At 70.9% G+C, this 22498-nt stretch carries 25 protein-coding genes and 1 pseudogene; 11 read left to right on the top strand and 15 right to left on the bottom strand.

The window, feature by feature from the left end:
- From VA596_RS23380 to VA596_RS23370, 3 genes are all read right to left on the bottom strand, one after another.
- The gene (locus VA596_RS23380) at positions 1 to 1248 is read right to left on the bottom strand and encodes a putative PEP-binding protein (protein WP_323330007.1); all 1248 of its coding nucleotides are present in this window, start codon (positions 1246 to 1248) and stop codon (positions 1 to 3) included.
- 55 nt (positions 1249 to 1303) lie between these two features.
- On the bottom strand, positions 1304 to 1543 hold the full coding sequence (locus VA596_RS23375) for a hypothetical protein (RefSeq protein WP_323330005.1): 240 nt from the start codon (positions 1541 to 1543) through the stop codon (positions 1304 to 1306).
- Positions 1544 to 2191: 648 nt separating this feature from the next.
- The gene (locus tag VA596_RS23370) at positions 2192 to 3121 is read right to left on the bottom strand and encodes an FAD/NAD(P)-binding protein (RefSeq protein ID WP_323330003.1); all 930 of its coding nucleotides are present in this window, start codon (positions 3119 to 3121) and stop codon (positions 2192 to 2194) included.
- A 356-nt stretch (positions 3122 to 3477) separates the two neighbouring features.
- Between VA596_RS23370 and VA596_RS23365 the strand changes: the two genes are divergently transcribed.
- Positions 3478 to 3993 (top strand): hypothetical protein, encoded by a 516-nt coding sequence (locus VA596_RS23365; RefSeq protein ID WP_323330001.1) that lies wholly within the window; start codon positions 3478 to 3480, stop codon positions 3991 to 3993.
- Positions 3994 to 4071: 78 nt separating this feature from the next.
- On the opposite strand, the gene VA596_RS23360 is transcribed toward VA596_RS23365, so the two are convergent.
- Positions 4072 to 4848, bottom strand: coding sequence for an SDR family NAD(P)-dependent oxidoreductase (locus VA596_RS23360; RefSeq protein WP_323329999.1), 777 nt, complete (start codon positions 4846 to 4848; stop codon positions 4072 to 4074).
- 77 nt (positions 4849 to 4925) lie between these two features.
- Positions 4926 to 5498, bottom strand: coding sequence for a TetR/AcrR family transcriptional regulator (locus VA596_RS23355; RefSeq protein ID WP_323329997.1), 573 nt, complete (start codon positions 5496 to 5498; stop codon positions 4926 to 4928).
- Positions 5499 to 6113: 615 nt separating this feature from the next.
- Between VA596_RS23355 and VA596_RS23350 the strand changes: the two genes are divergently transcribed.
- The 3 genes from VA596_RS23350 to VA596_RS23335 are packed head-to-tail and all read left to right on the top strand — an operon-like array spanning position 6114 to position 8780.
- The gene (locus VA596_RS23350) at positions 6114 to 6518 is read left to right on the top strand and encodes a hypothetical protein (RefSeq protein WP_323329995.1); all 405 of its coding nucleotides are present in this window, start codon (positions 6114 to 6116) and stop codon (positions 6516 to 6518) included.
- Positions 6519 to 6529: 11 nt separating this feature from the next.
- Positions 6530 to 7903 carry an AAA family ATPase gene (locus tag VA596_RS23345; protein ID WP_323329992.1) on the top strand — a complete coding sequence of 458 codons (1374 nt, stop codon included), beginning with the start codon at positions 6530 to 6532 and terminating at the stop codon, positions 7901 to 7903.
- A gap of 13 nt (positions 7904 to 7916) precedes the next feature.
- Positions 7917 to 8780, top strand: a complete 864-nt coding sequence (locus tag VA596_RS23335; RefSeq protein ID WP_458364015.1) for a tetratricopeptide repeat protein — start codon at positions 7917 to 7919, stop codon at positions 8778 to 8780.
- 172 nt (positions 8781 to 8952) lie between these two features.
- On the opposite strand, the gene VA596_RS23330 is transcribed toward VA596_RS23335, so the two are convergent.
- Positions 8953 to 9726, bottom strand: a complete 774-nt coding sequence (locus tag VA596_RS23330) for a maleylpyruvate isomerase N-terminal domain-containing protein (RefSeq protein ID WP_323329988.1) — start codon at positions 9724 to 9726, stop codon at positions 8953 to 8955.
- 272 nt (positions 9727 to 9998) lie between these two features.
- Here VA596_RS23330 and VA596_RS23325 point away from each other — a divergent pair, with 272 nt between their 5' ends.
- Complete coding sequence (locus VA596_RS23325) at positions 9999 to 10355, top strand: hypothetical protein (RefSeq protein WP_323329986.1); 357 nt, start codon at positions 9999 to 10001, stop codon at positions 10353 to 10355.
- Positions 10356 to 10404: 49 nt separating this feature from the next.
- On the opposite strand, the gene VA596_RS23320 is transcribed toward VA596_RS23325, so the two are convergent.
- From VA596_RS23320 to VA596_RS23305, 4 genes are all read right to left on the bottom strand, one after another.
- Entirely contained in the window at positions 10405 to 11304 is a 900-nt protein-coding gene (locus tag VA596_RS23320) for an NADP-dependent oxidoreductase (RefSeq protein WP_323329984.1), read from the bottom strand.
- 38 nt (positions 11305 to 11342) lie between these two features.
- Positions 11343 to 11942, bottom strand: a complete 600-nt coding sequence (locus tag VA596_RS23315) for a TetR/AcrR family transcriptional regulator (protein ID WP_323329982.1) — start codon at positions 11940 to 11942, stop codon at positions 11343 to 11345.
- Positions 11943 to 12391: 449 nt separating this feature from the next.
- Entirely contained in the window at positions 12392 to 13012 is a 621-nt protein-coding gene (locus VA596_RS23310; RefSeq protein WP_323329980.1) for a TMEM175 family protein, read from the bottom strand.
- Positions 13013 to 13023: 11 nt separating this feature from the next.
- Positions 13024 to 13536, bottom strand: a complete 513-nt coding sequence (locus VA596_RS23305; RefSeq protein WP_323329977.1) for a DUF6790 family protein — start codon at positions 13534 to 13536, stop codon at positions 13024 to 13026.
- 56 nt (positions 13537 to 13592) lie between these two features.
- Between VA596_RS23305 and VA596_RS23300 the strand changes: the two genes are divergently transcribed.
- Positions 13593 to 14012 (top strand): MarR family winged helix-turn-helix transcriptional regulator, encoded by a 420-nt coding sequence (locus tag VA596_RS23300; protein ID WP_323329975.1) that lies wholly within the window; start codon positions 13593 to 13595, stop codon positions 14010 to 14012.
- Between the two features lie 22 nt (positions 14013 to 14034).
- Here VA596_RS23300 and VA596_RS23295 read toward each other — a convergent pair whose 3' ends face one another.
- On the bottom strand, positions 14035 to 14721 hold the full coding sequence (locus tag VA596_RS23295; protein WP_323329973.1) for a GntR family transcriptional regulator: 687 nt from the start codon (positions 14719 to 14721) through the stop codon (positions 14035 to 14037).
- Between the two features lie 86 nt (positions 14722 to 14807).
- Between VA596_RS23295 and VA596_RS23290 the strand changes: the two genes are divergently transcribed.
- Together VA596_RS23290 and VA596_RS23285 are read left to right on the top strand one after the other, a co-directional pair.
- Entirely contained in the window at positions 14808 to 15323 is a 516-nt protein-coding gene (locus tag VA596_RS23290) for a YbhB/YbcL family Raf kinase inhibitor-like protein (protein ID WP_323329971.1), read from the top strand.
- A complete protein-coding gene (locus VA596_RS23285; protein WP_323329969.1) occupies positions 15320 to 16159 on the top strand; it encodes an SCO6745 family protein in 840 nt (279 codons plus the stop codon). The genes VA596_RS23290 and VA596_RS23285 overlap by 4 nt, the downstream gene beginning before the upstream one ends.
- Before the next feature lie 45 nt (positions 16160 to 16204).
- On the opposite strand, the gene VA596_RS23280 is transcribed toward VA596_RS23285, so the two are convergent.
- The gene (locus tag VA596_RS23280; protein ID WP_323329967.1) at positions 16205 to 17665 is read right to left on the bottom strand and encodes an alpha/beta hydrolase; all 1461 of its coding nucleotides are present in this window, start codon (positions 17663 to 17665) and stop codon (positions 16205 to 16207) included.
- Between the two features lie 426 nt (positions 17666 to 18091).
- On the opposite strand from VA596_RS23280, the gene VA596_RS23275 reads away from it, so the two are divergent.
- A complete protein-coding gene (locus tag VA596_RS23275; protein ID WP_323329965.1) occupies positions 18092 to 18781 on the top strand; it encodes a M15 family metallopeptidase in 690 nt (229 codons plus the stop codon).
- 18 nt (positions 18782 to 18799) lie between these two features.
- Here VA596_RS23275 and VA596_RS23270 read toward each other — a convergent pair whose 3' ends face one another.
- Together VA596_RS23270 and VA596_RS23265 are read right to left on the bottom strand one after the other, a co-directional pair.
- Positions 18800 to 19285: a hypothetical protein gene (locus VA596_RS23270; protein ID WP_323329963.1), complete on the bottom strand. Its 486-nt coding sequence runs from the start codon at positions 19283 to 19285 to the stop codon at positions 18800 to 18802.
- A gap of 55 nt (positions 19286 to 19340) precedes the next feature.
- Complete coding sequence (locus VA596_RS23265) at positions 19341 to 19775, bottom strand: ATP-binding protein (RefSeq protein WP_323329961.1); 435 nt, start codon at positions 19773 to 19775, stop codon at positions 19341 to 19343.
- Positions 19776 to 19930: 155 nt separating this feature from the next.
- On the opposite strand from VA596_RS23265, the gene VA596_RS23260 reads away from it, so the two are divergent.
- Positions 19931 to 20554, top strand: a complete 624-nt coding sequence (locus VA596_RS23260) for an SGNH/GDSL hydrolase family protein (RefSeq protein ID WP_323329959.1) — start codon at positions 19931 to 19933, stop codon at positions 20552 to 20554.
- Between the two features lie 16 nt (positions 20555 to 20570).
- Here VA596_RS23260 and VA596_RS23255 read toward each other — a convergent pair.
- A pseudogene (locus VA596_RS23255) lies at positions 20571 to 21424 on the bottom strand (LysR family transcriptional regulator).
- Between the two features lie 94 nt (positions 21425 to 21518).
- Here VA596_RS23255 and VA596_RS23250 point away from each other — a divergent pair.
- Entirely contained in the window at positions 21519 to 22394 is an 876-nt protein-coding gene (locus VA596_RS23250; protein WP_323329957.1) for an aldo/keto reductase family oxidoreductase, read from the top strand.
- The last annotated feature ends 104 nt before the right edge of the window (positions 22395 to 22498 follow it).

Below are 22498 nucleotides of genomic sequence, written 5' to 3'. Positions count from 1 at the left end.
TCATGCCGAGTCCGCCGCAGCCGGTCCGGCTCGTCTCGAGGCGAGTTGCGCCAGTTCGGCGGTGCACATCATCAGCGTGCGCGTCGGTACCTGCCGGAGGTAGTGGTCCACGTCCGCGCCCAGCACGAACACGTGCAGCGTCACCCCGGTTTCCCGGCACGATTCGACGGCCTGGCGAAGCGCGGCCAGCACCGCCGGGTGCCGGGTTTCGTACGACGAAGCGACCAGGTGGTTGCCACGATCCGCGGCCAGGTAGAACTGGATCAGATCCTTGGTCCCGACGAACAGTTCGCTCGCTCCCGCGCGCGAGAACCCGGCCGTCGAGTGCACGGCGGCCGGGGTCTCCAGGAACACGCCGAGCGGTGTGTCACCGGGCAGGCCGAGGTGCCGCCGCAGCCGCAGGAACTCGTCCTCGTCGTTGATGAACGGCACGGCGAAGCCGACTCGCTCCGCGTCCCAGCCCAGGCGGTCCCGCAGGTACGCGCGCAGCGCCCGGAACGCGCGCGGGTAGCGGCCCTCCGCCAGCAGCCACCGGGCGCCGTGGAGGCCGAGTTCCGGGTTGGGTTCGGCCGGCACCGCCGCGCCTGTCGTGATCCGGGCGGCGTCGTCCGAACGGAGGTCGAGCAGCCGCATGACCAGGCGCTGGCGGGGGAGGAGCTCCTTCACCATCGTGCACAGCTCCGAGGCGACGGCTTCGCCGTAACGCTCGGCCTCGCGGTCTCCGGCCCGGAGCGCGTCGACCGGGCTCAGGCCGGCGGCGAAGCAGACGAACTCCTCGCGGACGAAGAAGCAGTTCACCTGCTCGGCCGGCGGCGCGATGTCGTTGGTGGAGCGGATGTCGGTGGCGTCGGAGACGACCACGCAGATCGACTCGAGCTCGTCGAGGCCGACCCCCGGGGGCCGCGCCCGCTGCGGCTCGGCGTCGACCCCGCCGAGGACGACGGACTCGCGATCGACCCGGATGGTGACTTCGCCGACGAACGCGTCCGGCTCGAACGCGTCGACGCGCAGCACGGGAATCCCCCGCGAACGGCACAGCGACTGCATGTGCCCGGTCCGGCCGCCGCGGGCGCAGATCACCGCGGACGAGACGACGATCGCGTCGTAGAGGTCGGGGCCGAGCGTCTCGGTCACCAGAACCGTGCCCTCGACCGGTTTCCCGGTGCGGTTGCAGAGACCGCGGACGCTCGCGCGCGACGAGCCGACGAGCAGGGAACCCGGTATCTCACGCAAGCCCGGTCGAGGCATGACACCAGGCTGGCCGACTTCCCGCCACCGCCGCGTCTTCCCCGTTGCGGGGCCGTCACTCCACTGTGGACGGATCGTCGAGCCCGAGCAGGCCGCGGAGTTCGCGCGGGGTGACGGAAAGGTCGTTGAGCTTCTTCGTGGCGGCCGTGTTCACGGCGGCGCGCAGAGCGCGATCGGTCCACCGGACCTCGCCACCGGAGGCGTCGCGCATCCGCCCGAGGCTCACCTCGAGCCGGGTCGCGAAGGCTTCCCGGTCGCGCCCGAGCCGCGCGGTCATCCGGCGCACGTCGAGCATGACAGAGTGGCCGAAGGCATCTCCGATCACCGTCGCGCCGGGCTCGTCGTAACAGGATTCGAGCCGGCGCAGGACGGTCGCAGCCCACGCCGACCGAATGGTTCTTGATCGCGGCGAGGTTGAAGGTGAACGCGCCGATCCGGCCGTACCGGACGATCTCGTCGCCCTCCCGCGGGCCGCCGACCACGGAGATCGGGCCGGACGCGACCCCGGACGGCCCGAGGAGGGCACCGGCGGCGTCGACCTCCACACCGCGCCCGGTCCGCCGGTGCCGGACGGCGATCTCCTTCCGCAGGAGCGCCGCCCAGAGCGCCGAGCCGGCCCGTCCGTAATCCGGCTCCCGCCCGAAGTTCGAGATCACGAGGTCCGCTTCGAGGGTTTGCGCCGACGGTCCGGCCACCGACACCCTCAGCGTCCCGGCCTCGGTGCCGGCGATCCGGTCGACCCTTCCGGTGACGAGGGTGATCGGGCCGCCGCCGTCGATCGCCGCGTCGATGATCCCGGTCGTGTACGCGACCGCGCCGACCCGCAGGGTGGCCAGCAGCGTCCCGTACTGGTCGAGCAGGGCCCGCAGGTCGGCCGAGGGGATCCGGGCGAGCACCTCGGGCAGGTGGGGCTCCCACGATTTCGCGACCCGTTCCGGCACGGTCACCGGCGCCACTTCCGGATGTTCGCGGGCGACGATCGCGCACGCCCGTTCCCATTCGGCCGTGACGCGGCGAAGCAGGCTTTCCCGGCCTTCGTAGCTCTCGCCGTGCAGGCGCGGCGCCGGCAGGGCGAGCACGCGGTGCCGGTGGTCCGGCGGGTAGTCCGGAGCATCCGGCCGGACCGGGAGATCATGGCGATCTTCCCGGTGTGGCCACGCCGCAGCAGCAGCGTGGCCGAGTCGTACGCGGTGAGCAACGTGCCGATGATCGCGACGGTGGCGTCCTTCCCGGTGCCGAGAATGCGCGCGATTCCCGCTTCGGAGTAGGGATGGCGCACGAAGGACGGGTGGTCGGCGACGCCGGCGGCGAAGGGGAGGTCGCGTTCTTCCAGGCCCGTCGCGACGACGACGTGGTCGGCGCGAAGCGTGACGCGGCTTGTTTCGTTGGGGGACAAGGAGAACCGCTCGACGACGACGTGGGCGTGGCCGGCGCCGACGGCCACGTCGACCACTTCGCCGTCGGCTTCGACGAGGGTCACGCCGTCGGCCGCTTCGCGCGCGGCCCGGGCGAGGCGGTCCGCGAGGTAGGCGGCGTAGATCCGGCGCGGCGCGGGCCCGGACTCGGTGAAGGTGAAGCCGCTCCACTCCGGGGGCCAGCCGGTGCGGTCGGCTTCGTCGTTCGCCCAGGCCACGAAATCGTCGACGTCCTCGCGGAACATCGACATCCGGCCGGCCTGGATGTTGAAGACGTGGTGCCAGTGGTTGCCGGCCGGGTGGTAGGCCACGCCGGCGCTGCGGTACTCGGGGCGCCGCTCGATCAGCATGACCTGCAAGGGTTCCCGCGCGAACTGGAGGAGCCGGACGGCGGTGGCGGTGCCACCCAGGCCGGCGCCGACGACGACCACCCGGCGAAGCCGGTCCGAGAGCCGCATCGCGCCACTCCTGTCCTGTCGGCTTCGCAGGTCGTCACGAACAGCGCGGGGTGCCCGCCCTCGGACAGCGAGCGATGAGATTACCTTGCGCCGCCCAGGATACGCGGCGGCCGATCGTGTCTGCCGCATCACCCGACCGGGTAAGTTCGGCCACGCCACGCCGTTATGGGCGTCCAGGACCGCCTTCCGGTGGGCCGACCGAGGATGGTGATCACGGACGTCAGTCCGCACCGGGCTCGGTTCCGGTCAGCGCCTCGGCGCACTCCGGCTCAGCCGGAACCGGGCAGTTCGGCCGTCCGGGCAACCCGGAGGGCCCTCCCGGGCGTCCGTCCGGCAAAGAACGCCGGGAGGTCGCCGTGGATGTGCCGACGAATGTTCTGCTGCCGGGCGAGCGGCTGCTGTGGTCAGGGCGGCCACAGCGTCTCGTCCTTGCCCGGTTCGACTGGTACCAGTTCGCATTCGGCCTGCTCTGGGGGATCACGTCGTTGGTGATCCCGGTGGCCCGGCATGAACCGCTGTCGTTCTTCTCATGGGCCTTCGGGGTGGGTGGTGTCGCGTTCGTCTGGGTGCCGGTCGCCGCGAGGGTGCGAGGGCGGCGCGCTGTCGAGTACGTCGTGACCGACCGGCGGATCGTGCTGGCCGATCGCTTCTCGGGAAGGACGCGCGCGTCGGCGTATCTCGGCACGCTGCCGCCACCGGTCGCCCGGATCCGGCGGGACGGCAGCGGAACCATCTTCTTCAGCGCGTCCTCGCGCGGCCCTTTGACGTTCCTTCCTTCGTCGGGGCCCCTGTTGTTGACGGGACTGGTCGCCGTGCCGGAGGCCGGCCGTGTCCGGGACCTGATCGCGTGGGCACAGGCCGGGCAGGCCTGACGCCACTCGTCGTGCGCGGGCCGGCCTGTACGGGCTCCGAACCGTCGAACCCGTACAGGCCTGGCATCGCCTCGGTGGTTACTGGTTCCGGCCCGCCGTGACGCCGCCGTCGACGTCCCAGATCGCGCCGGTGACCCAGCCGGCCTGGTCGGAGAGGAGGAAGGTGGCCACGGCGGAGACGTCCTCGGTGGTGCCGATCCGGCCGATCGGGTGGAAGTCGTTGAATCCCGCCAGGACGGTGTCGACCTCGGCCGGCGGGATGAAGCCCTCGTAGATGGGGGTGGCCACCACGGCCGGGGAGACGGCGTTGACCCGGATCCTGTGGGTGGCCAGCTCCAGGGCGAGGTGCTGGGTCAGGGCGTGCAGGCCGGCCTTGGCCATCGAGTACGCCGACGACGGGGTCGCGGCGATGGCCTGCTTCGCCCACATGCTGCCGATGGTGACGATGGCGCCACCGTGGCCGCTGTTCACCATGTTCTGTGCCACGGTCTGGGTGATCAGGAAAGTGGCCTTGTTCAGGTCCAGGTACGCGTCGTAGTCGGCGGGGGTGTGTTCGAGGAACGGCAGCGGCTTGAACACACCGGCCGCGTTGACCAGCAACGTCGTGTCGGCGTGCTGGCCGGCCAGTTCCTCGCGCACCCGCGTCACTTCGGCGGGATCGCGCAGGTCGGCGGTGATGCCCCACGCCTGTCCGCGGGAGGTCAGGTCGGCCACGGTCTTTTCGACCCGCTCGGGGCGGGAACCGATGACGACCGCGCTGCCGCCACGGCTGACGACGTCGTCGGCGATCTGACGGCCCATGCCACTGCTGCCGCCGACGACGACGAGCTTGCGGCCGGTGAAGTCCTGTCCCATGGTGGTTCTCCTCATCTGACTACCTACTAGTTGGAAGGTTGAACGGTCATGAAAAAATGCCGCGCGTGGCGGCGTTTTCAGAGCAGAGCGTCGACCAAGGTCGCCGCCACCGACCGGACCACATCCCGATCCGGTCCGGCAGCGCCGTCCGGCTGCCCGTGGGCGCGGGCCAGGAGCAGCGCTCCCTCCAGGGACGCCAGGTAGGCCTCGGCCGCCGGACCGGTCCGGGTGGCGGGCACGCCCGCCTCGGCCAGCACGCCGGCCACCCAGTGCCGCTGATCGGCGAAGAACGCGTCCGTCGCCTGCCGGACCTGAACGGGCAGGCTCTCCGCATCCACGGCGAAGACACCGCAGAGGCAGATGCGGCCGCCTTGGGCAAAGGTCTCGGCGTACAGTCCGGCATAACCCACCAGGCGCTGCCGCGCGCCCGCCGCATCGTCGTCGACTTCCTTCCGCGCCACGGCGAAGCGTTCCCGATAGCGCGCGATCAGCGCCTCGGCCAGCGCGGCTTTGGTGGGGAAGTGGTGGTGGATGCTCGGCTTCGTGATGGACAGCTCGGCACTGATGTCGGCGTAGGAGAAGCCGTTGTACCCCCGAACCTGTACCAGCGTCTGAGCGCTGTCCAGGATCCGATCCGCTGTCGTGGTCACGCGGTAATTTCTACCTTCTAGTTGGTAGGCAGTCAAGGGGGTGTCCTTGATGAATCTCCGAGCCGCGGCTACGAGGAGACCAGCCCGCAGGACGTTGAGCAGGTCGCCGGGTACATGGCCGCCTACAGCATGATCATTCTGACCGGGACACTGTCGCCTTGCACCGTCTGGTTCGGGCGGTCACTCACACACCCACCCTCATCGGCAGCCCGCCGATATCGCCACAGCCCGCTTCAGGGCAGAGAATGCACACACTCCCGCGGACGGCATATCTGTCGGATGGTCCTGCCTCATGCACGGGCTCTGCTGGAACACACCACGGCGGCTGCCTACCGGGCGGCGGGTGATTTGGGCAGGGTGCTGGGACCCGACCACTTCACAACCAAGACCATCCGCTCCACCCTCGACGAGGCGCGATTGACCTGAAGCTGTCGCGGTGCGGTCGGTACGAAAGGCCGACGGTAGCGCCCAACGTCCGTTCGTCGGCATGACCGGACGCTCGACTAGTGGCATGAGCGGAGGTCGAAGCGGGTGATTCGGTGTGGCGTGTAGCGGCATGCTCGGTTCAGCCGATACTGGTAGCTGAGGGTCCGGCGTCCAGGCGAGGGGTTTGGTGTGATCGAGTCGGTGGAGCTGGTGGTGACCGCTCTGGCGGCCGGTGCTGCGGCAGGCGCTCGTGAGACGGCGTCCACGGCGGTAAAGGACGCTTACGCAGAGGTGAAGTCGCTGGCTGTGCGGACGTTGCGCCGAGCGGTGCCGGTGCCGGCCGAGGTCGTGGAGGCGGTGGAGGCCGACGCGGTCACTGCGGACGAGAGTGGTGCCACTGAGCGGCTTGAGCTCACCGCTGCGCTGACCGCCGCCGGTGCCGGTGCCGATGAGGAACTGGTGGCGGCAGCGCTGAAGGTGCTGGAGCTGACCGACCTCGACGGGACCCAGGCGGGCAAGTACCAGGTCGTGTTGCACGGCAACAAGGGTGTGCAGGTGGGGGATTACAACACCCAGAGCAACACCTTCCACTGACCTGGCCCACGATGCCGACCACCCCGCCGCACCCGCACCCGCACCCGGACTCGCCTGAGCCCGTCGGCTCGGCGCCGCCGGTGTACGCGGTAAGCGGCAGCCGGGGTGTTCAGGCCGGGAATAACAACACCCAGTACAACACCGTTACGCAGACCCCGTTGCCTGCGATCGAGTCGGTGCCGGCGGTGCCGGGTCTGTCCCGGATCCCGCTCGACACGGCGCTGTTCGTAGGCCGTACCGATGAGCTGGATCAGCTTGATGCGGTGCTGGACGGGTCCGGGCGAGCGGTGGTGGTCGCGGTGCATGGTCTGGGTGGGGTGGGCAAGAGCACGCTTGCGGCCCGGTTCGCTCACCGGCACGCCGGCCGGTTCGGGTTCCAATGGTGGATCACCGCGGACTCCCCGGCCGCTCTCGACACCGGCCTGGGCGACCTCGCCGAGGCCATCCTGCCCGCTGCCGCGGATCTGCCGGTGGAGCAGCGCACAGCGCTGGGGGTGCGGTGGCTGGCCACCCATGAGGACTGGTTGCTGGTGCTGGACAACGCCACTAGTCCGCAGGAGGTGGCCGCCTTATTGAGCCGGGTGCGGACAGGCACGATTGTGGTCACCAGTCGTCAGCGCTCGGGTTGGCTGGCGGCTGGGGGGACGGTATCGCTGGACGTACTCGCCGCAGACGAGGCGTTGCAGTTGCTGGCCCGGATTGTGGGGTCGGAGTGGCCGGAAGCGGATCTGGCCGGCGCGGACCGGTTGTGCGCCGAGCTGGGGTGGTTGCCGCTGGCGGTCGAGCAGGCGGGCGCCTACCTGGCCCAGACTCGTATCAGCCCTGACGCCTATCTGGACTTGCTAGCGCGGTTTCCGGCGCGGATGTTTACCGCGACTGCGGAGGGTGGTAACGCGCAGCGGACAATGGCGAGGGGCTGGCATGTCACCCTCGACCGCTTGGCCGACACCGCAGCTGCGGGACGGGTGCTGCGGCAGCTGGCCTGGTTCGCCCCGGACGGCATCCCCCGGGATCTGCTGGCCGGAGAGGTGGAGGAGCCGGAGCTGTCCGAAGCGCTGGGCCGCCTGGCGGCCTACAGTATGGTCACCCTGACCGGGAACACTGTGTCCGTGCATCGTCTTGTGCAGGCGGTCACTCGCACTCCCGACCCGACCGACCCGCACCGTCAGCCCGCCGACATCGCCGCCGCCCGCGACAGCACCGCGACCGTTCTGGCTGCCACCCTTTCCGATCTGGTTCCTCACACTCCCGCGGACTGGCCTGCCTATCGGATGGTCTTGCCCCATGCGCGGGCTCTGCTGGAACACGCCAGGCCGGACACCGACACCACGCAGACCAGTCGACTGCTCAACGATCTGAGCCTCTACCTCGAAGGGCAGGGGTGACGTCAGCACCGCCATTGGCTACCTCGCCCGCGCCTGCGACAGCTATAGACGCCTCAGCGGCCCTGACCACCCGAGCACGCTGCTGTCGCGAAACAACCTGGCCTACGCCTACCGAGCAGTGGGTGATTTGAAGCGGGCGATCTCGCTGTACGAGGCCACTCTCGCCGATCGGGAGCGGGTGCTGGGACCGGATCATCCTGACACGCTGATCTCGCGGAACAACCTGGCCCGCGCCTACGAGTTGGTGGGTGATTTGGGGCGGGCGCTTCCGCTGTTTGAGTCCGCTCTTGCCGATCGGGAGCGGGTGCTGGGACCCGACCATCCTGACACGCTGATGTCGCGGAACAACCTGGCAGGCGTCTACGAGTCGGTAGGTGATTTGGGACGGGCGATCCCGCTGTTCGAGGACACTCTTGCCGTCAGTGAGCGGGTGCTGGGACCCGACCATCCCGACACGCTGATCTCGCGGAACAACCTGGCTTACGCCTACCAGGCAGCGGGTGACCTGGGGCGGACGATCCCGCTATACGAGGCCACCCTCGCCGTCAGTGAGCGGGTGCTGGGACCCGACCACCCGAGCACGCTGACCTCGCGGAACAACGTGGCTTGCGCCTGTCAGGCAGCGGGTGACCTGGGGCGGGCGATCTCGCTGTTTGAGTCCGCTCTTGCCGATCGGGAGCGGGTGCTGGGACCCGACCATCCTGACACGCTGATGTCGCGGAACAACCTGGCAGGCGCCTACGAGTCGGTAGGTGATCTGGGGCGGGCGATCCCGCTGTACGAGGCCACCCTCGCCGTCAGTGTGCGGGTGCTGGGACCCGACCACCCCACAACTAGGATCATTCGCTCGAATCTCGGCGGGGCGCAGGGGGCTTGAAGCCGTCACCGTAAGGTCGTTACGGAGCCGGCCGACAGTGGCGCCGAACATCCGCTCGTCGGCATGAGCGGGCATATCGGCCAGTGGCAGGACGACGAGCGTCGACCGGGCGGGGCATGATCGCGCCGTGGCGCCTGCCCAACAGCCGCGATGTCCGCAATCCCGGGGCTGGTTACGCGTCCGGGTCCCAGGCTGCGAGCCGCTCCACCGGCTCGATGTCGCCGGTGATCTCCAGGCCGTCGAGCGAGACGCGATCGTAGAAGCAGAGGACCAGTTCGCTGGCCGGCCCTCGCATCGCCGCGTCGCCCGGTTCCGCGTCGGCGGCGAGGTCGTCGCAGCGGACGCCGTCGGTATCGAGGGTCAGGCGCCAGGAACGGCCCTCGGTGGCGTGCAGGTCGATGGTCGCCGGCGTGAACGGCCAGGGGACGGTCGTCGCCGAGACGGTGGTCAGGAACTCGTCGACGCCCTCGACCGCGACGCCGGCCGGCAGCGGCTGCGCGGCCCGTTGGGTGAGCTGGGCGTCGTAGGTGTGGACGGCGATCTCCTGGAGCTGGTGCCGGGCCACGGCTCCACTGGTCTGCGGCGCTTGCGAGCGGGCCCACCAGGTCCAGCAGCCGCGGTCCGGGCCGGCGGCGCGCAGCGCGTCCAGCATGAGTTCGGTCGACTCGGTGAGCCAGGCGTCCAGGGCTTCGGGGTCGCGGGGCGCGCTCGGGGCGCCCTTCGGGTCCGTCTTCGCCGGGGGCTCGGCGCCCGGTCCTGCCGCGACGATGGCGGCTTGGCGCCGGCGGCCGTCGCCGAGGTGCTGTGCCAGTTCGCGCAGCGTCCAGTCCGGGCAGGCCGGGACCCGGAGGCCGAGGTCGGCGGCAGACGCGATCGCGGCGCGGAACGCGGCCGAGCGATCCTCGATCAGCCGCAGAACCTCGGGGAACTCCACAGTGTTGTGCACGTCGGTGGTGTATCACGGCGCTCCGGCCGCGGGGTAGCGAGTTTGCCGGACGAACGCACGAGGCCCGGCGCCACGAAGTGAGGTCATCCGCTCTTCGGCATGACCGGCGTCGGTACCCGGGCTGACCGGCGAGACAGCTAAGATCAGTTTCTACGACCAGAACGAAATCGAGGTACGCCGTACTCGTTTTCGAGGTCGAGCCGCAGCCCTGATCAGTGGAGAATTGTTCCAGGGACTCGAAGTTCCACTGGTACGGATGACATGGTCTTGGCATGAGTGCTGAGAGTGAGCACAGTCGGTGGACAGCGGCTGAACCCGAGCGCGGGTACATCCGCGCACGATTGCGGCTCCTGACCGCGGGGCAAGGTGGTCGCCAGAACCCGATCCGCTCCGGATATCGGTCGCACTGGGGTTTCCCGCCGGACCTCCATCCGGACAGCCACGACGCACCTTTGACGCTGGAGGTGGTCAAGACGCTCTCGCCCGGTGAACAGGCGATGGTGCGGCTTCACCCGCTCGTGCCCGATCTCTGGCCGCCGGTCACTTCGGGTTTGCGGTTGTCGATGTACGAGGGAGCCCGAATCGTCGGTCGTGCCGACGTTGTGGAGGTCGTGCCGCCAACTCGATGAGCAACACGACCTGACCGCGCCGGCAGCGCGGCCTGGGCATGAGGGCGATTCAGGCGAGATCTTGGGGGTGCAGCACGATGCGCCCGTGGGTTTTGCGGTCGGCCAAGGCTTGATAGGCGTCGCGCACGGCGGTGAGTGGAAACGTTGCGGCGATGGGGATGTGCAGGTCGCCGGTCGCGGCGAGGGCGGCCAGCTCGGCCAGCGCTGGGAGGCCGCCGGCATCGGTCGTCCCGAGGGACTTGACGCCCTTCTCTTTCGCCCCGCGGTAATCGACGACGGTGTTGATGCGGTCTGCCGCAACGCCGAGGCCGAGAGCGAGGTCGAGGTAGCCCCCGCCGACGGTGTCGATGAAGGCATCGGCTCGGTCGGTGGCAGCGAGGATCCGTTCCTGTTCGCCGTCGCCGTACTGGACCGGCTCGATGCCGTGGTGCCGGAGCAGGTCGAAATGGGCGCCGCTGGTCAGGCCGATCACCTTCGCTCCGGCGCGGAGTGCGAGCTGGGCGGCGGTGAATCCGACGCCGCCCGATGCGCCCGAGATCACGATGGTCTCGCCCGGCCGGGGTTCGACCGCCCGGATGGCGCCGAGGCCGGCCATCGGTGTGGTGTAGAGCGAGCCCGCGACGTCCCAGGGGAGGGCTTGCGGCTTGCCGACCAGCTGGTCTGCGGGGATGGCGACGAACTGGGCGTGGGCGTCCCAGCTTTGGAGCCTGCCCAGCACCGCGTCGCCGACGGTGAAACCGGGCACGTCGGCGCCGACCGCTACGACGTCCCCGGCGAGGTCGCGGCCCGGCGTGTACGAGCTGCCGTGCAGCGCCGGTAGTGCCCCGGGGTTGAGCGCGCCGGCCTCGACGCGCACCACGACTTCGCCCGGGCCGGCCACGGGCTCGGGGACGTCCGCGAGGTAGATCCCGTCGATGCCCGAAAAACGGTCGTAGCGTACGGCTTTCATCGTGTCTCCCGGTTTTGCGAGTGGTTCGGAGAGGACGCTCAGGTGCGGCGCAGCAGCGGTAGGAGGATGTCGTCGACGAGATGCTCGACGAACGTGGCGTCGCACGGCTCGCCCACGACCACGACGCGGTGCACGATCAGCGCCGGAGCGACCTCGGCGAAGAGCGTTGCCAGCCCGGGTGCCAGTCGCTCGAGTCGGTCCGTCATCGCGGTCTGGTCCCGCTGCAGGATCCGCCGCATCGCCTGGGCGAGCCGCGCGTCGTTGCGCATGCCGGTGAACACGGCCCCGAGCAGGCCCACGTCCTGTTCGGAGATGCTCCGCGCGAGCCATGCCGCCAGGGAACGGATGTCCTCCCGGAGGTCCTCTCCCGCGAGCTGTGGGGGCTCCGCGGGCGCCCGGTGCTCGACCGCGGCGGCGACCAGCGCGGCCTTGTCGGGGTACCGGCGGTAGATCGTCGTCTTGGCCGCCCCGGAACGCCCGGCCACCGCCTCGATCGAGAGCTGCTCGTATCCGACCTCGGTCAGCAGGGCCAGTGTCGCGTCGAGAATGACCAGGTCACGGTGGGAATCCCGGGGCCGTCCCATCACCGAGGGCCGAGTCGTGCCGCTGGACTCCGACGCGCTCACCTCGCACCTCACTTCCGCTACGCTACCGTTTCGTATCGAAAGTACTCCGGTTCGATCCCGGTCTGCAAGCTGCCGGGGGAACGGTCCGGCATCGCGGTTGGCGTCGTGGACTACCAGTGGCGAAATCCGGTCGCTGCGGCACGTGCCCCCGACCTACCATCGCGACGAGCCCGCCCAAGGCGCATCTACCCGGTAAGGGTGCGTCCTGCCCGTCGCACGGTGGGGGTGGCTGCCCGTTCGAGCCGGGCCGGGTCCGGGGAACTCACGCCTCGACGGGAGGTGTCAGGGTTCCCGCGTCACCGCGCTCATCGGCATGAGCGCGTCTCGACGTGATGCTGACGAACCGATGGTCGAAGCCAGCGGCCTGATTCGCCCGGCGAGGGCTCGTCGGACCTCGGTCATCGTGCCGGGGCGGATGGTCTGCAGGGTCATCGAGGTAGGACCCGCGTTGTTGCGAGTGGTCACCCGACGGCGCGACTCTGGATGCGGCGGGCGGCCGCCAGCACGATCGGCGCCGCGAGCCAGCACGCGTACGCGCCCGTTCCGGTGATCACGAACGAAAGGGGAATCGACGCCCCGAAGACGGTGGCCAGGCAGATGCTGCGTACGAGGCTCTGGGCCAATTCCGGGGGCGTGACGTCCGTGCGGTACAGGTGCTCGCGCCGGATCTCGCGGATGATCAGGGCGAATGTTGCCGACGCCAGGACCTGGACTAGTGCGTAGAAGCTGAAGCGGGGCGGGAAGGCGCCGTCGGTGGTGAGGACTCGGGTGGCGAACGGCATCAGGACCTGCATGAACAGCCACGCCAGGGTGAGGCTGGTCAGGCGGCCGCTCAGCGCGTCGACGTAGCGGAAGATCTCGTGGTGGGCGCGCCAGTGGGCGGCGATCACCGTGAAGCTGAGCGCGAAGGCCGAATACTCCTTGCCGTGGGCCAAAGCCGAGCTCAGCACGGCGTCGGTGGTGTCGCCGGCCGGGACGGGGAGTTCCAGGGCGAGCAGGGTGAGGGCGATCGCGATCACCGCGTCGGCGAACGTGGTGAGCCGGTCGGCCGCGGCCGTGCCCGCTTCGGGTCGGGTTTCCACGATGGTCGGGGTCAGACGGCGACGGCCGGCGCGGTGGCCAGGCGCCGGGACCGTACGGCCAGGACGATCATGACCGCCGGGATCAGCAGGTCGTTGACCAGGACGCCGCCGGTGTTGCCGGGGGCGTGGTCGCCGCCGGCGAACCACTGGTAGACGTGGCCGACCAGCGCGCCCCACAGGAACATGCCGCCGCCGAGGCCGATGGTGATGCGCTCGCGTGCCGACGCCGAAGCGGCGCGGAAGCCCATGACGGCCAGCCCGAGGTTGGCGAAGGCGATCTCGAACAGGAACGGCGTGCGGGGAAAGCCGATCGCGGTGGCCATCACGTCCGGGAAGGCGAGGAACGCCACCGTCATCCACAGGCTGCCGATGCCGAAGGCGCCGATGGCCCACCAGCGCTGCCAGATCTCCAGCCGCTCCCGGGCCGAGGTGGCGTGGCGGCCTCGCACGTAGGCGCCGATGGCCGGGACCACGATCCAGACCAGGGGAAAGGCTGACTGGGCGATGTAACCGAAGTTGTCCATGGCCTGAGTCTTGCATGGTTAACATTAACTAGTCAACACTCTGCTAGGCTGACGTCGTGGACGAAGGACTCGCAGACTTGCTGCACCGCGTGGTCATGCTGCTGGGCGACGCGGCCCGGCGGCGCACCGACGGCCAGGACGGCCTGACCTACAGCCAGATCCGGCTGCTCGGCACGCTGGAGGACATCGAACCGGCGACGCAGCACCGGCTGGCGCAGGCGTTGTCGGTGTCGGACCCGGCGATCAGCCGGGCGCTGCGGTCCCTCGAGGCGGACGGCCTGGTGCAGGTCGTCGTCGACCCCGCCCACGCGCGGCGGCGCCTGGTCACGCTCACCGAAACCGGGCGGAAAGCCTTCCATGTCAACGGGAAACCCCTCTACGACGAGTTCCGCGCGGGGCTCGTCGCCGCCGGGTTCCCTTATGAGCGCTACCTCGAAGACACCCTGCGGCTGGCCGAGATCCTCGAATCCGACTGAGGCCGCGAGACCCGGGGCCGGGTCAGGCGGGAGGTTCGGTGTCCAGGACCAGTTCCGCGGTGAGGGCGATCAGTCCGCGCAGCACGGCGGCGGCCTGCTCGCTGTCACGGGCCATGACCGCGTCGAGCAGGGCGCGGTGTTCTTCGTGGCCCGCCGGATCGGCAAAGGCGTGCGCGTCCGGGGCCGCGGGCCGGAGCCAGCGCCGGTAGAGCTCGGCCTCCTCCCGCAGGGACGCCGCCAGGTCGCGCAGCCGGCGGTTGGCGCAGCCGGCCAGCAGTGCGGTGTGGAAGTCGGCGTGGGCGACGAGCCACGCCTCGCCGGGCTCGTCGCCGTTGTCGTCGGCGAGGGGGGTCTGTTCGAATGTGTGGTGGGCGGCCAGGACCTGGCCTTCCCATGCCAGGTCGCCGTCGCTGATCGCGCGGGTCAGGGCCAGTGACTCGATCTCGGAGCGGGCGTCGGTCAGCTCGGCCAGCCCGCGTGGGGTCAGGTCGGTGACCTGGAAGCCGTGGTGGGGCTCGGAACTGACCAGGTTCTTGGCGGCCAGTCTGAGCAGGGCTTCGCGCACAGCACCAGTGCTCACCCCGTAACGCTCGCTGAGCTCGGGGAACTTCAGCCGCTCGCCGGGCCGCAGCCGGCCGCCCAGGATGTCGGCCCGGATGCGGTCGTGCACCGCCTCGCTGCGGGTTTGCTGTCCGGCTCCTCGTGCCATGAGGCGAAGCTTACAACATTCGACAGATGGGCAAACTTTTAAAAGTGTGCTTTACTGTTGAAAGTAGGCCGAGAAGGAGAAACCTGATGACCAGCCCGTACGACTCCCTGCCCGCCGTTCCCGAGTTCGCCGTCATGAGCGCGGACGTCACCGACGGGGAACCGCTGCCCGTCGCGCACTTCGCCGCCATGAGCGGCGTCGCCGGCGCCGAAGACCGTTCCCCGCAGCTGTCGTGGAGCGGCTTCCCGGCCGCCACGTGCAGCTTCGTCGTCACGATGTACGACCCGGACGCCCCGACGCCGTCCGGGTTCTGGCACTGGGCGGTGGCCGACATCGCGGCCGGCGTGACGTCCCTCGCCGCCGGCGAACTCCCGGGCGGCGCCTTCGCCATCGCCAACGACCTGCGCGAACCGGGCTACACCGGTGCCGCGCCGCCGCCGGGAACCGGCAAGCACCGCTACTACATCGCCGTCACCGCGCTCGACGTGCCGTCCGTGGCCGCGCTCGGCGTCACGCCGGAGTCGACGCCGGCCGCGCTGAGCTTCCTCACCCTCGGGCACACCCTCGCGCGGGCGCTCCTCGTGCCGTGGGCCGGGGAATGAGCCACTGTCACGCCGCCGTCAGCCCGGTGCACCAGGCCGTGTACTTCGCGCCGGAGTGGGCGGCCGAACTCGCGAAGCTCGGGCTGGGCCACGGGTCCACGGCGTACTTCGCGGGCCGCGCGGCCCCGCTCGGGGCGGTCGGCGCGGGCGCCGTCACGGCGACGTTCTCCAACTTCAACCACGAGCACGTGGCGCGATCCTTGCCCGCCGCCTGGGGTGTCACGACGCCGGAAGCGGTGCTCGACGCCCGGCTCCGCGGGGTGGACGGGATGCTGCACCGGCTGCTCGGGCCGGAAGCCTTGCGGTCGAAGGAGATGGCCGAAGCGGCCGAGCTGGCGGTGCGCGCCGCCGAGGGTGGTCATCGTGAGGCGCGGCCGCTGTACGCCGCCAACGCCGACCTGCCCGTGCCCGGCGAGCCGCACCTGGCGTTGTGGCACGCCGCGACGCTGCTGCGGGAGCACCGGGGTGACGGGCACGTCGCCGCGCTGGCCGTCGCGGGCCTGTCCGGGATCGAGGCCGTCGTCCTGCACAACGCCACCGGCACGGCGGCGAAGTCGGCCCTGCTCAAGCGGACCCGCGGCTGGTCCGACGCGCAGTGGGCCGCCGCCCGCGACCGGTTGCGCGAGCGCGGCCTGCTGGACGAAGCGGGGGAGATCACGGAGGCGGGCACGACCCTGCGCGGGGAGGCCGAGGCGCTCACCGACCGGCTCGACGCCGCGCCGTACGACCACCTCGGCCCGGCCGGCACGGCGCGGCTGACCGCCCTCGCCGGCGGGTTCACCGGCGCGCTCCGGGCCGCGGGCGCGTTCCCCGAAGGGGTCTTCGGGAAGGGATGAGGGCCCAGCCGGCCTTTGCCGCCGGCTGGGCCCACAACCTGTCGATCAGGGGGTTTCCGCGGCGCAGAACGCATCGTGCGCCGGACGCTCACCCGAGACCAGGAAGGCGGTCACCGCGTTGTTGCCGCACTGGTTCGGCGCGACCACGAAAGAGCCGTGGCCGCCCTGGTCGACGGTGACCATCCGGGCCCGGTCACCGAACGCCGCACGCAGCTTGCGGGCGTTCACCAGCGGGGTGCCCGGGTCGCGCTGGTTCTGCACCATCAGGACGTTCGACGGCCCGTTCCCGGTGATCCGCACCTTCGGCTCCGCCGCCGGGGCCTGCCAGTACGCGCACGCCGAGATGTTCGCCGCGCCCGCGCCGACCATCGGGTGCCGGATCCGGTCGACCGCCACGTTCCGCTGGTAGGTCGCCACCGACTTCGGCCAGACCGAGTCGCCGCAGACGACGGCGAACCGGGCGGCGAAGCCGTTCTCCGCGACGTGCTCGTCGTACAGCTTCGGCACCTCGCCCTTGTCCAGCGACTGCCACGCGGCCGCCAGGGCTTCGAACGAGCTGTCCCCGTAGGAGTAGCCGAAGTTCAACCCGCGGAACGTCCCGCCGTCGAACGCGCCGACCGGCGTCCTGTCCAAGCGGGCGGCCAGCTCGAAGAACTTCGCGGTCACCTGGGCCGGCGTGGTGCCCAGCCCGTACTCCTGGTGGGCCGCGGCGAACTTCGCGAAGTCCGGGAACCGGTCTTCCAGGCCCCGGCCGAACCCGCGCATGGCTTCGACGTCGTAGCCGTCCGGTCCGAGGTTGCTGTCGAGCACGATCCGGTCGCTGCGCCGCGGGAACAGCGTCGTGTACACCGCGCCCAGGTACGTGCCGTAGGACGCGCCCGAGTAGGACAGCTTGGACTCACCCAGCGCTTCGCGGATCCTGTCCATGTCCCGTGCGGTGTTCGCCGTGGTCACGTGGGGCAGCATCCACCCGGTCTTCGCATTCGCGCACTGCTCGGCTTCCGCCTTCGCGACTTTCGCCTGCTTCACGACGTCCGCCGCGTCCTTCGGATACGGCAGGTTGCCGATCGCCTGCTGCTCCGGGGTCAGGTCGCAGGTCACCGGCGTGCTGTGTCCGACCCCGCGCGGGTCGAACCCGATCACGTCGTACGCGTCGCGCACGCTCTGCGGCAGGGGAGCGGGCAGCCCCGGGAGCGTCAGGTACTGGGGGAAGTCCCAGCCCGCGACCCCCGGCCCGCCCGGGTTCGTGAGCAGCACGCCGCGCCGCTTTTCCGGGTGCTTGCTCGGCATCCTCGAGACGAGGATGTCGATCTTGCGGCCGTCCGGGTCCCGGTAGTCCAGCGGCACCTTCAGCGTCGTGCACTGCAGGTCCGGTGTGGGGTACGCGGCGGCCGGACAGGACCCCCACTTCAGCGGGTCCGGCGGCGACGGCGCGGCGGACGCGCTCGGCGCCAGGGCCGTCGCGGCGACCGCGGCGATCGCCGCGGCCAGCAACAACTTCTTCATCGGTGTCCCCTTCCCCGTGGCGCCCCCTCGGCGCCAGGTGGTCCACCGATCCCATCGCGGACGGCGCGTCCCGGACAGTGCGACCGCATCACCGGCACGCGTGACGTGACGTCACTGGTGGCGCCGCCGTCGGCGACCAGCTCCATACCGTTGACGTAGCTCGAGTCGTCGAAGTCGTTCGGTGATTCCGATCCGCGCGCCGGTATGCGCTGGCCTGAGCCCTGCGCCGAAAAGGTTGCCGTGATCCCGACGTTTCGGCCGGGTGCGAAACCTTGCCGGCGCCGTTGACGGCGTTCTCCCGCCGCTGGCACCTTTCGCTCATCGAGAGAGCGTTTACCCGGCTCTCGGTGCAGGGGCCCGCTTACTGGGGAACGCGGGCGCCGGACTGTCCATTTCGGACGTCCAGCCCAACCTATGGGAGAAACCATGAATCCGAGAACCAAAGTCCTTGCCGTCATCACCTTGGTGTTGTCCGTGGTCTTCGCCGGTGCCCTGCCGGCGTCGGCCACCACGGCCCCGCCCGTGGAGATCTCCGCACCCGCGGCCAACGGCCTCCCGCCCTATCTCGCCGTCATCAAACCGGTCACCGCGGAGCGGCTCGGGTCCAGCTGGCACGAGGGCTGCCCGGTCGGGCCCGACCAGTTGCGCTTGGTGAGCCTGAACTTCTTCGGCTTCGACGGGGCGGTGCACCGGGGCGAGCTGGTCGTCAACGCCGATCGCGCCGTCGAGGTCGCCCGGACCTTCGCCGACCTCTACTTCGGACGGTTCCCCATCGAGCGGATGGAAACCGTGGAGAAGTACAACTCCGACGACGACGCGTCGATGGCGGCGAACAACAGCTCGGCGTTCAACTGCCGGGCGATCACCGGCGGTACCGCGTGGTCGAACCACTCCTACGGGCGAGCCATCGACATCAACACGGTGCAGAACCCCTACATCTCCGGTAGCGGCGCGGTGTATCCGCCCAACGGCGCGCCGTACGTGGACCGCACGCAGACCGTGCCGGGCATGATCCACGCTGGTGACGCCACCGAGCGGGCGTTCACCACGCGCGGCTGGACCTGGGGCGGTTCCTGGGACACCCCGATCGACTACCAGCACTTCGAGAAGCCCTGACGATCCGGCCGGAGCCGGTCAGGCCCGGTACGGGCCGTGGTCGCCGAGGTCCGGGCTGACCTGCGGGTGCGGTCCGCCCTGTCCGGGGACGGGGGTGACGGCCGGCTGCCACGAGGCGTCGGCCGCCGCCCGCCGCGGAGCGGGGAGCTCGGCCTGGTCGCGGTCGTGGAGGTGCGTTTCCACGACGGTGTCCTGCCGGCGGCGGGCCAGCACCGAAAGGGTGGCGGCGTGCGCCACGGCCAGCAGGAGCAGGAACACGCCGATCCGGCCGACGAGCGCGGCTGCCGAGCCCGACCAGCCGGGACCGATGACCGAGAGCAGGGCCAGCAGGCCCAAGGCGACGAGGTGGAAGACCGTCACCACCATCCGCGCCATCGACCCGGAGCCCTCGTCGCCGTCCGGGCCGCGCAGGTAGCGGCGGCCGCTGCGGTAGAGGACCTGGCCGTCCGCCACCACGATGATCAGTCCGATGATCAGGAACCCGGTGAGTTCGTTGCCGGTCATGATCGCCTCCTCGTTTCGGGTGGGGTACCCGGGAACGGCGGCGTGACGGGATGGTTCACCGCATCGGGGGAGGGCTCGTCCCGGGCGCCCGGGTGAGGTCGATTTCGGCCCACACCGTCTTGCCGGTGGTGCGCTGCCGTTGTCCCCACGCGGTGGTGACCGCGGTGACCAGCTTGAGGCCGTGCCCGCCGGTGGCCGACGGGGGACGCGGGCAGGCGGGGTCGAGGCAGGTGTCGTCGACCTCGACGCACAGCCAGCCGCGTTTGCGCAGCAACCGGATCTGCCGGGGCGGTTCGCCGTGCCGGAGGGCGTTCGACGTCAGTTCCTCGACCACCATGAGCACGTCGAGCCGCTGGTCGCCGGGCAGGTCCCGGAGCACCCCGGAGGCCCAGGCCCGCACCGAGGCCAGCTCGTCGAGGTCGTCGGCGACCTCCAGGGCGACCACGCGCACCTGGCCGTCGTCCGGTGCCGTTCGGGGTTCGGCCGACATGGAACGCCTCCTGGGTCGACAACTCCACGTCGGGTGCGGGGAGCCTGTGCTGCCGCGGGCTACCCTTCGCGGGGCAGCCTGAACCCGAAACGGCCGAAACGGGGCGGTTGTCGGGTGGCGGAAACAACGACGCCGGAGCTGCGTTGTACGGGGTGATGACCGCGCCACGCTCTTCTCCCGCCCTCCGGTTCTGCCTCCTCGGCGACTCCCTGGCCGCCGGCGTCGGTGCGTCCCGGCCGGCCGACGGCCTCGGCGAGCGGCTCGCCCGGCACCTGCTCACCGCGGGCCACGTCGTGCACCTGCGCGGCTTCGCGGTGCCCGGCGCCCGCTCGACGGACCTGGAACGCCAGGTCGGGGCCGTGCTGCGCGAAGGGGCGGAGCTGGCGCTGATCGTGATCGGCGCGAACGACCTGGCCTCGTTCGTACCGCCCGCGATCGGCGCCCGGCAGCTGCACGACGCGGTGGCCCGGCTGGTCCGCGCCGGGGTGCGGGTCCTCGTCGTGCCGGCGCCGGACCTCGGCATCGTCTCGCGCGTGCCCGCGCCGTACCGCGCGCTGGTGTCGGCGGCGAGCGGGCAGTACGCCCGCGCCCAGACCGAAGCCGCCGTCCGCGCCGGCGGTTCCGTGGCCGCCGCCGGCCCGGAGATCGCCGCCCGGTTCGCCGCCGATCCCGCCCTGTTCTCGCCTGATCGGTTCCACCCGTCGTCCGCCGGGTACGCCGTGATCGCCGACGCCCTTGCACCGCACGTGCTCGCGATGGTGGCCAGCCCCGCCGCATGAGTCCCCCCAGCGACGGTCAGAGCCGCGAGGCCGTCCGGACCAGCCCGGCCAGGGCGCGGGAGCGGCTGTGCGCCGGCCAGACGATGTGGGTGGTCACCGGGGGAGCGTCGCGCACGGGGACGGCGGCGTGCTCGTCCCACAGCCAGGTGCGGGCGGACTCGGGGAAGACCGCCAGGGTGCGGCCGAGGGCGATCAGCTGGGCCAGCTGGGTCTGGTCGCTGACCTCGGGACCCGGGCCGGCGGGTAGGCGTCGTCACGGGGCCAGCGGGCGAGCGGAAGGTCGGGGACGTCGGCGATGTCGGCCAGGGACAACGTTTTGCGCCGGGCCAGGGGGTGGCTCGCGGGCAGGATCGCCACCTGCCCCTCCGTCATCATCTCGACGCTGTCGAACCCGGCGAGGGAGTTGAACGGCGTGTGCATGAGCGCCACGTCGGCGCGGCCGTCACGCAACATCCCCTCCTGTTCGCACATGCCGCTCGGCAGGACTTCGATCGCGGCGGCGCCCGGTTCGGCGGCGTAGGCGTCGAGGAGCTTGTTGAGCAGCTCGTGGAACGCGCCGGCCTTCACCGCCAGCACCACCCGGTCGCGCGGCCCGTCGCGACCGCCGGCCCGGCGGGTGCGGCGGACGGCGGCGGCGGTCGCGTCGAGGGCCGCGCGGCCCTCCTGCAGCAGGACCTCGCCCGCGCCGGTCAGGGCGACACCGCGGCGGTTGCGTTCCAGCAGGGTGACGCCGAGGCGGCGCTCGAGCTGCTGGATCGCCCGGGACAGCGGGGGCTGGGCGATGCCGAGGCGCTCGGCGGCCCGGCCGAAGTGCAGCTCGTCGGCGACCGCGACGAAGTACCGCAGCTCGCGGGTCTCCACGGTGTCCATGCCGCCAGTGTAGCTCCCGGTGATACCGCTCAAGTATCACAGAGCACCGGATCGGTGTTGGCGGACTCCTCGGGCCACGGGTGATCATCACGGCATGAACGCATCCTCGACCGCACTGCCCGGCGGCACCTGGTCCCTGGGCGAGCTGACCGTCACCCGGTTCGGCTACGGCGCCATGCAGCTGGCCGGCCCCGGGGTCATGGGCCCGCCCGCCGACCGCGACGGCGCGCTCGCCGTCCTGCGCGAAGCCGCCGGCCTCGGCATCACCCACATCGACACCTCCGGCGCCTACGGCCCGCGCGTCACCAACGAGCTGATCCGCGAGGCGCTGCACCCCTACCCCGAGGCGCTGCACGTCGTGACCAAGGTCGGCGCGCGCCGCGACGAGCAGGGTGGCTGGCCCCCGGCCCGGCGGCCCGAGGACCTGCGCGGCGCCGTCCACGAGAACCTGGAAACCCTCGGCCTCGACCGGCTCGACCTGGTCAACCTCCGGCTCGGCAACGCCCTGGGTCCCCAGCCCGGGTCGCTCGCCGAAGCGTTCGAGACGCTGGTCGCGCTGCAGGAGCAGGGCCTGATCCGGCACCTCGGCGTCTCCAACGCCACGGCCGAGCAGGTGGCAGAAGCCTGGGCGATCGCGCCGATCGTGTGCGTGCAGAACATGTACAACCTCGCCCACCGCCACGACGACGAGCTGATCGACGAACTCGCCGGCCAGGGCGTCGCCTACGTCCCGTTCTTCCCGCTCGGCGGGTTCAGCCCGCTGCAGTCCTCGGCGCTGTCGGCGGTCGCGTCGCGGCTGGGCACGACATCGATGTCGGTCGCGTTGGCCTGGCTGCTGCAGCGATCGCCGAACATCCTGCTCATCCCCGGCACCTCGTCGGTGGCGCACCTGGCCGAGAACGTCGCGGGCGCGGGAATCCGGCTGTCCGGTGACGACCTGGCCGAGCTGGACGGGATCGCTTCGAGGTAGGCCGTTGTCCGGTGACGGGCGGGCTGTTGCTTGTGGTCGTCGAGCCGGGCCAGCGCGTCGTGGAGGAACGCGTCCCGGCGTTCCCCGAGAACGTCGGCGTCGAG

Source organism: Amycolatopsis heterodermiae, assembly GCF_034929455.1.
Lineage (GTDB): Bacteria > Actinomycetota > Actinomycetes > Mycobacteriales > Pseudonocardiaceae > Amycolatopsis > Amycolatopsis heterodermiae.
Note: the sequence above shows the minus strand (reverse complement) of the source record. Positions and strands in the feature narration are given on the sequence as shown.

Excerpts from the sequence above, each read along its gene's own strand:
- VA596_RS23380 (WP_323330007.1), bottom strand. The coding sequence starts at position 1,248 with ATGCCTCGACCGGGCTTGCGTGAGATACCGGGTTCCCTGCTCGTCGGC.
- VA596_RS23375 (WP_323330005.1), bottom strand. The coding sequence starts at position 1,543 with ATGCTCGACGTGCGCCGGATGACCGCGCGGCTCGGGCGCGACCGGGAA.
- VA596_RS23370 (WP_323330003.1), bottom strand. The coding sequence starts at position 3,121 with ATGCGGCTCTCGGACCGGCTTCGCCGGGTGGTCGTCGTCGGCGCCGGC.
- VA596_RS23360 (WP_323329999.1), bottom strand. The coding sequence starts at position 4,848 with ATGGGACAGGACTTCACCGGCCGCAAGCTCGTCGTCGTCGGCGGCAGC.
- VA596_RS23345 (WP_323329992.1), top strand. The coding sequence starts at position 6,530 with ATGCCGACCACCCCGCCGCACCCGCACCCGCACCCGGACTCGCCTGAG.
- VA596_RS23325 (WP_323329986.1), top strand. The coding sequence starts at position 9,999 with ATGAGTGCTGAGAGTGAGCACAGTCGGTGGACAGCGGCTGAACCCGAG.
- VA596_RS23320 (WP_323329984.1), bottom strand. The coding sequence starts at position 11,304 with ATGAAAGCCGTACGCTACGACCGTTTTTCGGGCATCGACGGGATCTAC.
- VA596_RS23305 (WP_323329977.1), bottom strand. The coding sequence starts at position 13,536 with ATGGACAACTTCGGTTACATCGCCCAGTCAGCCTTTCCCCTGGTCTGG.
- VA596_RS23295 (WP_323329973.1), bottom strand. The coding sequence starts at position 14,721 with ATGGCACGAGGAGCCGGACAGCAAACCCGCAGCGAGGCGGTGCACGAC.
- VA596_RS23290 (WP_323329971.1), top strand. The coding sequence starts at position 14,808 with ATGACCAGCCCGTACGACTCCCTGCCCGCCGTTCCCGAGTTCGCCGTC.
- VA596_RS23285 (WP_323329969.1), top strand. The coding sequence starts at position 15,320 with ATGAGCCACTGTCACGCCGCCGTCAGCCCGGTGCACCAGGCCGTGTAC.
- VA596_RS23280 (WP_323329967.1), bottom strand. The coding sequence starts at position 17,665 with ATGAAGAAGTTGTTGCTGGCCGCGGCGATCGCCGCGGTCGCCGCGACG.
- VA596_RS23275 (WP_323329965.1), top strand. The coding sequence starts at position 18,092 with ATGAATCCGAGAACCAAAGTCCTTGCCGTCATCACCTTGGTGTTGTCC.
- VA596_RS23270 (WP_323329963.1), bottom strand. The coding sequence starts at position 19,285 with ATGACCGGCAACGAACTCACCGGGTTCCTGATCATCGGACTGATCATC.
- VA596_RS23265 (WP_323329961.1), bottom strand. The coding sequence starts at position 19,775 with ATGTCGGCCGAACCCCGAACGGCACCGGACGACGGCCAGGTGCGCGTG.
- VA596_RS23260 (WP_323329959.1), top strand. The coding sequence starts at position 19,931 with ATGACCGCGCCACGCTCTTCTCCCGCCCTCCGGTTCTGCCTCCTCGGC.
- VA596_RS23250 (WP_323329957.1), top strand. The coding sequence starts at position 21,519 with ATGAACGCATCCTCGACCGCACTGCCCGGCGGCACCTGGTCCCTGGGC.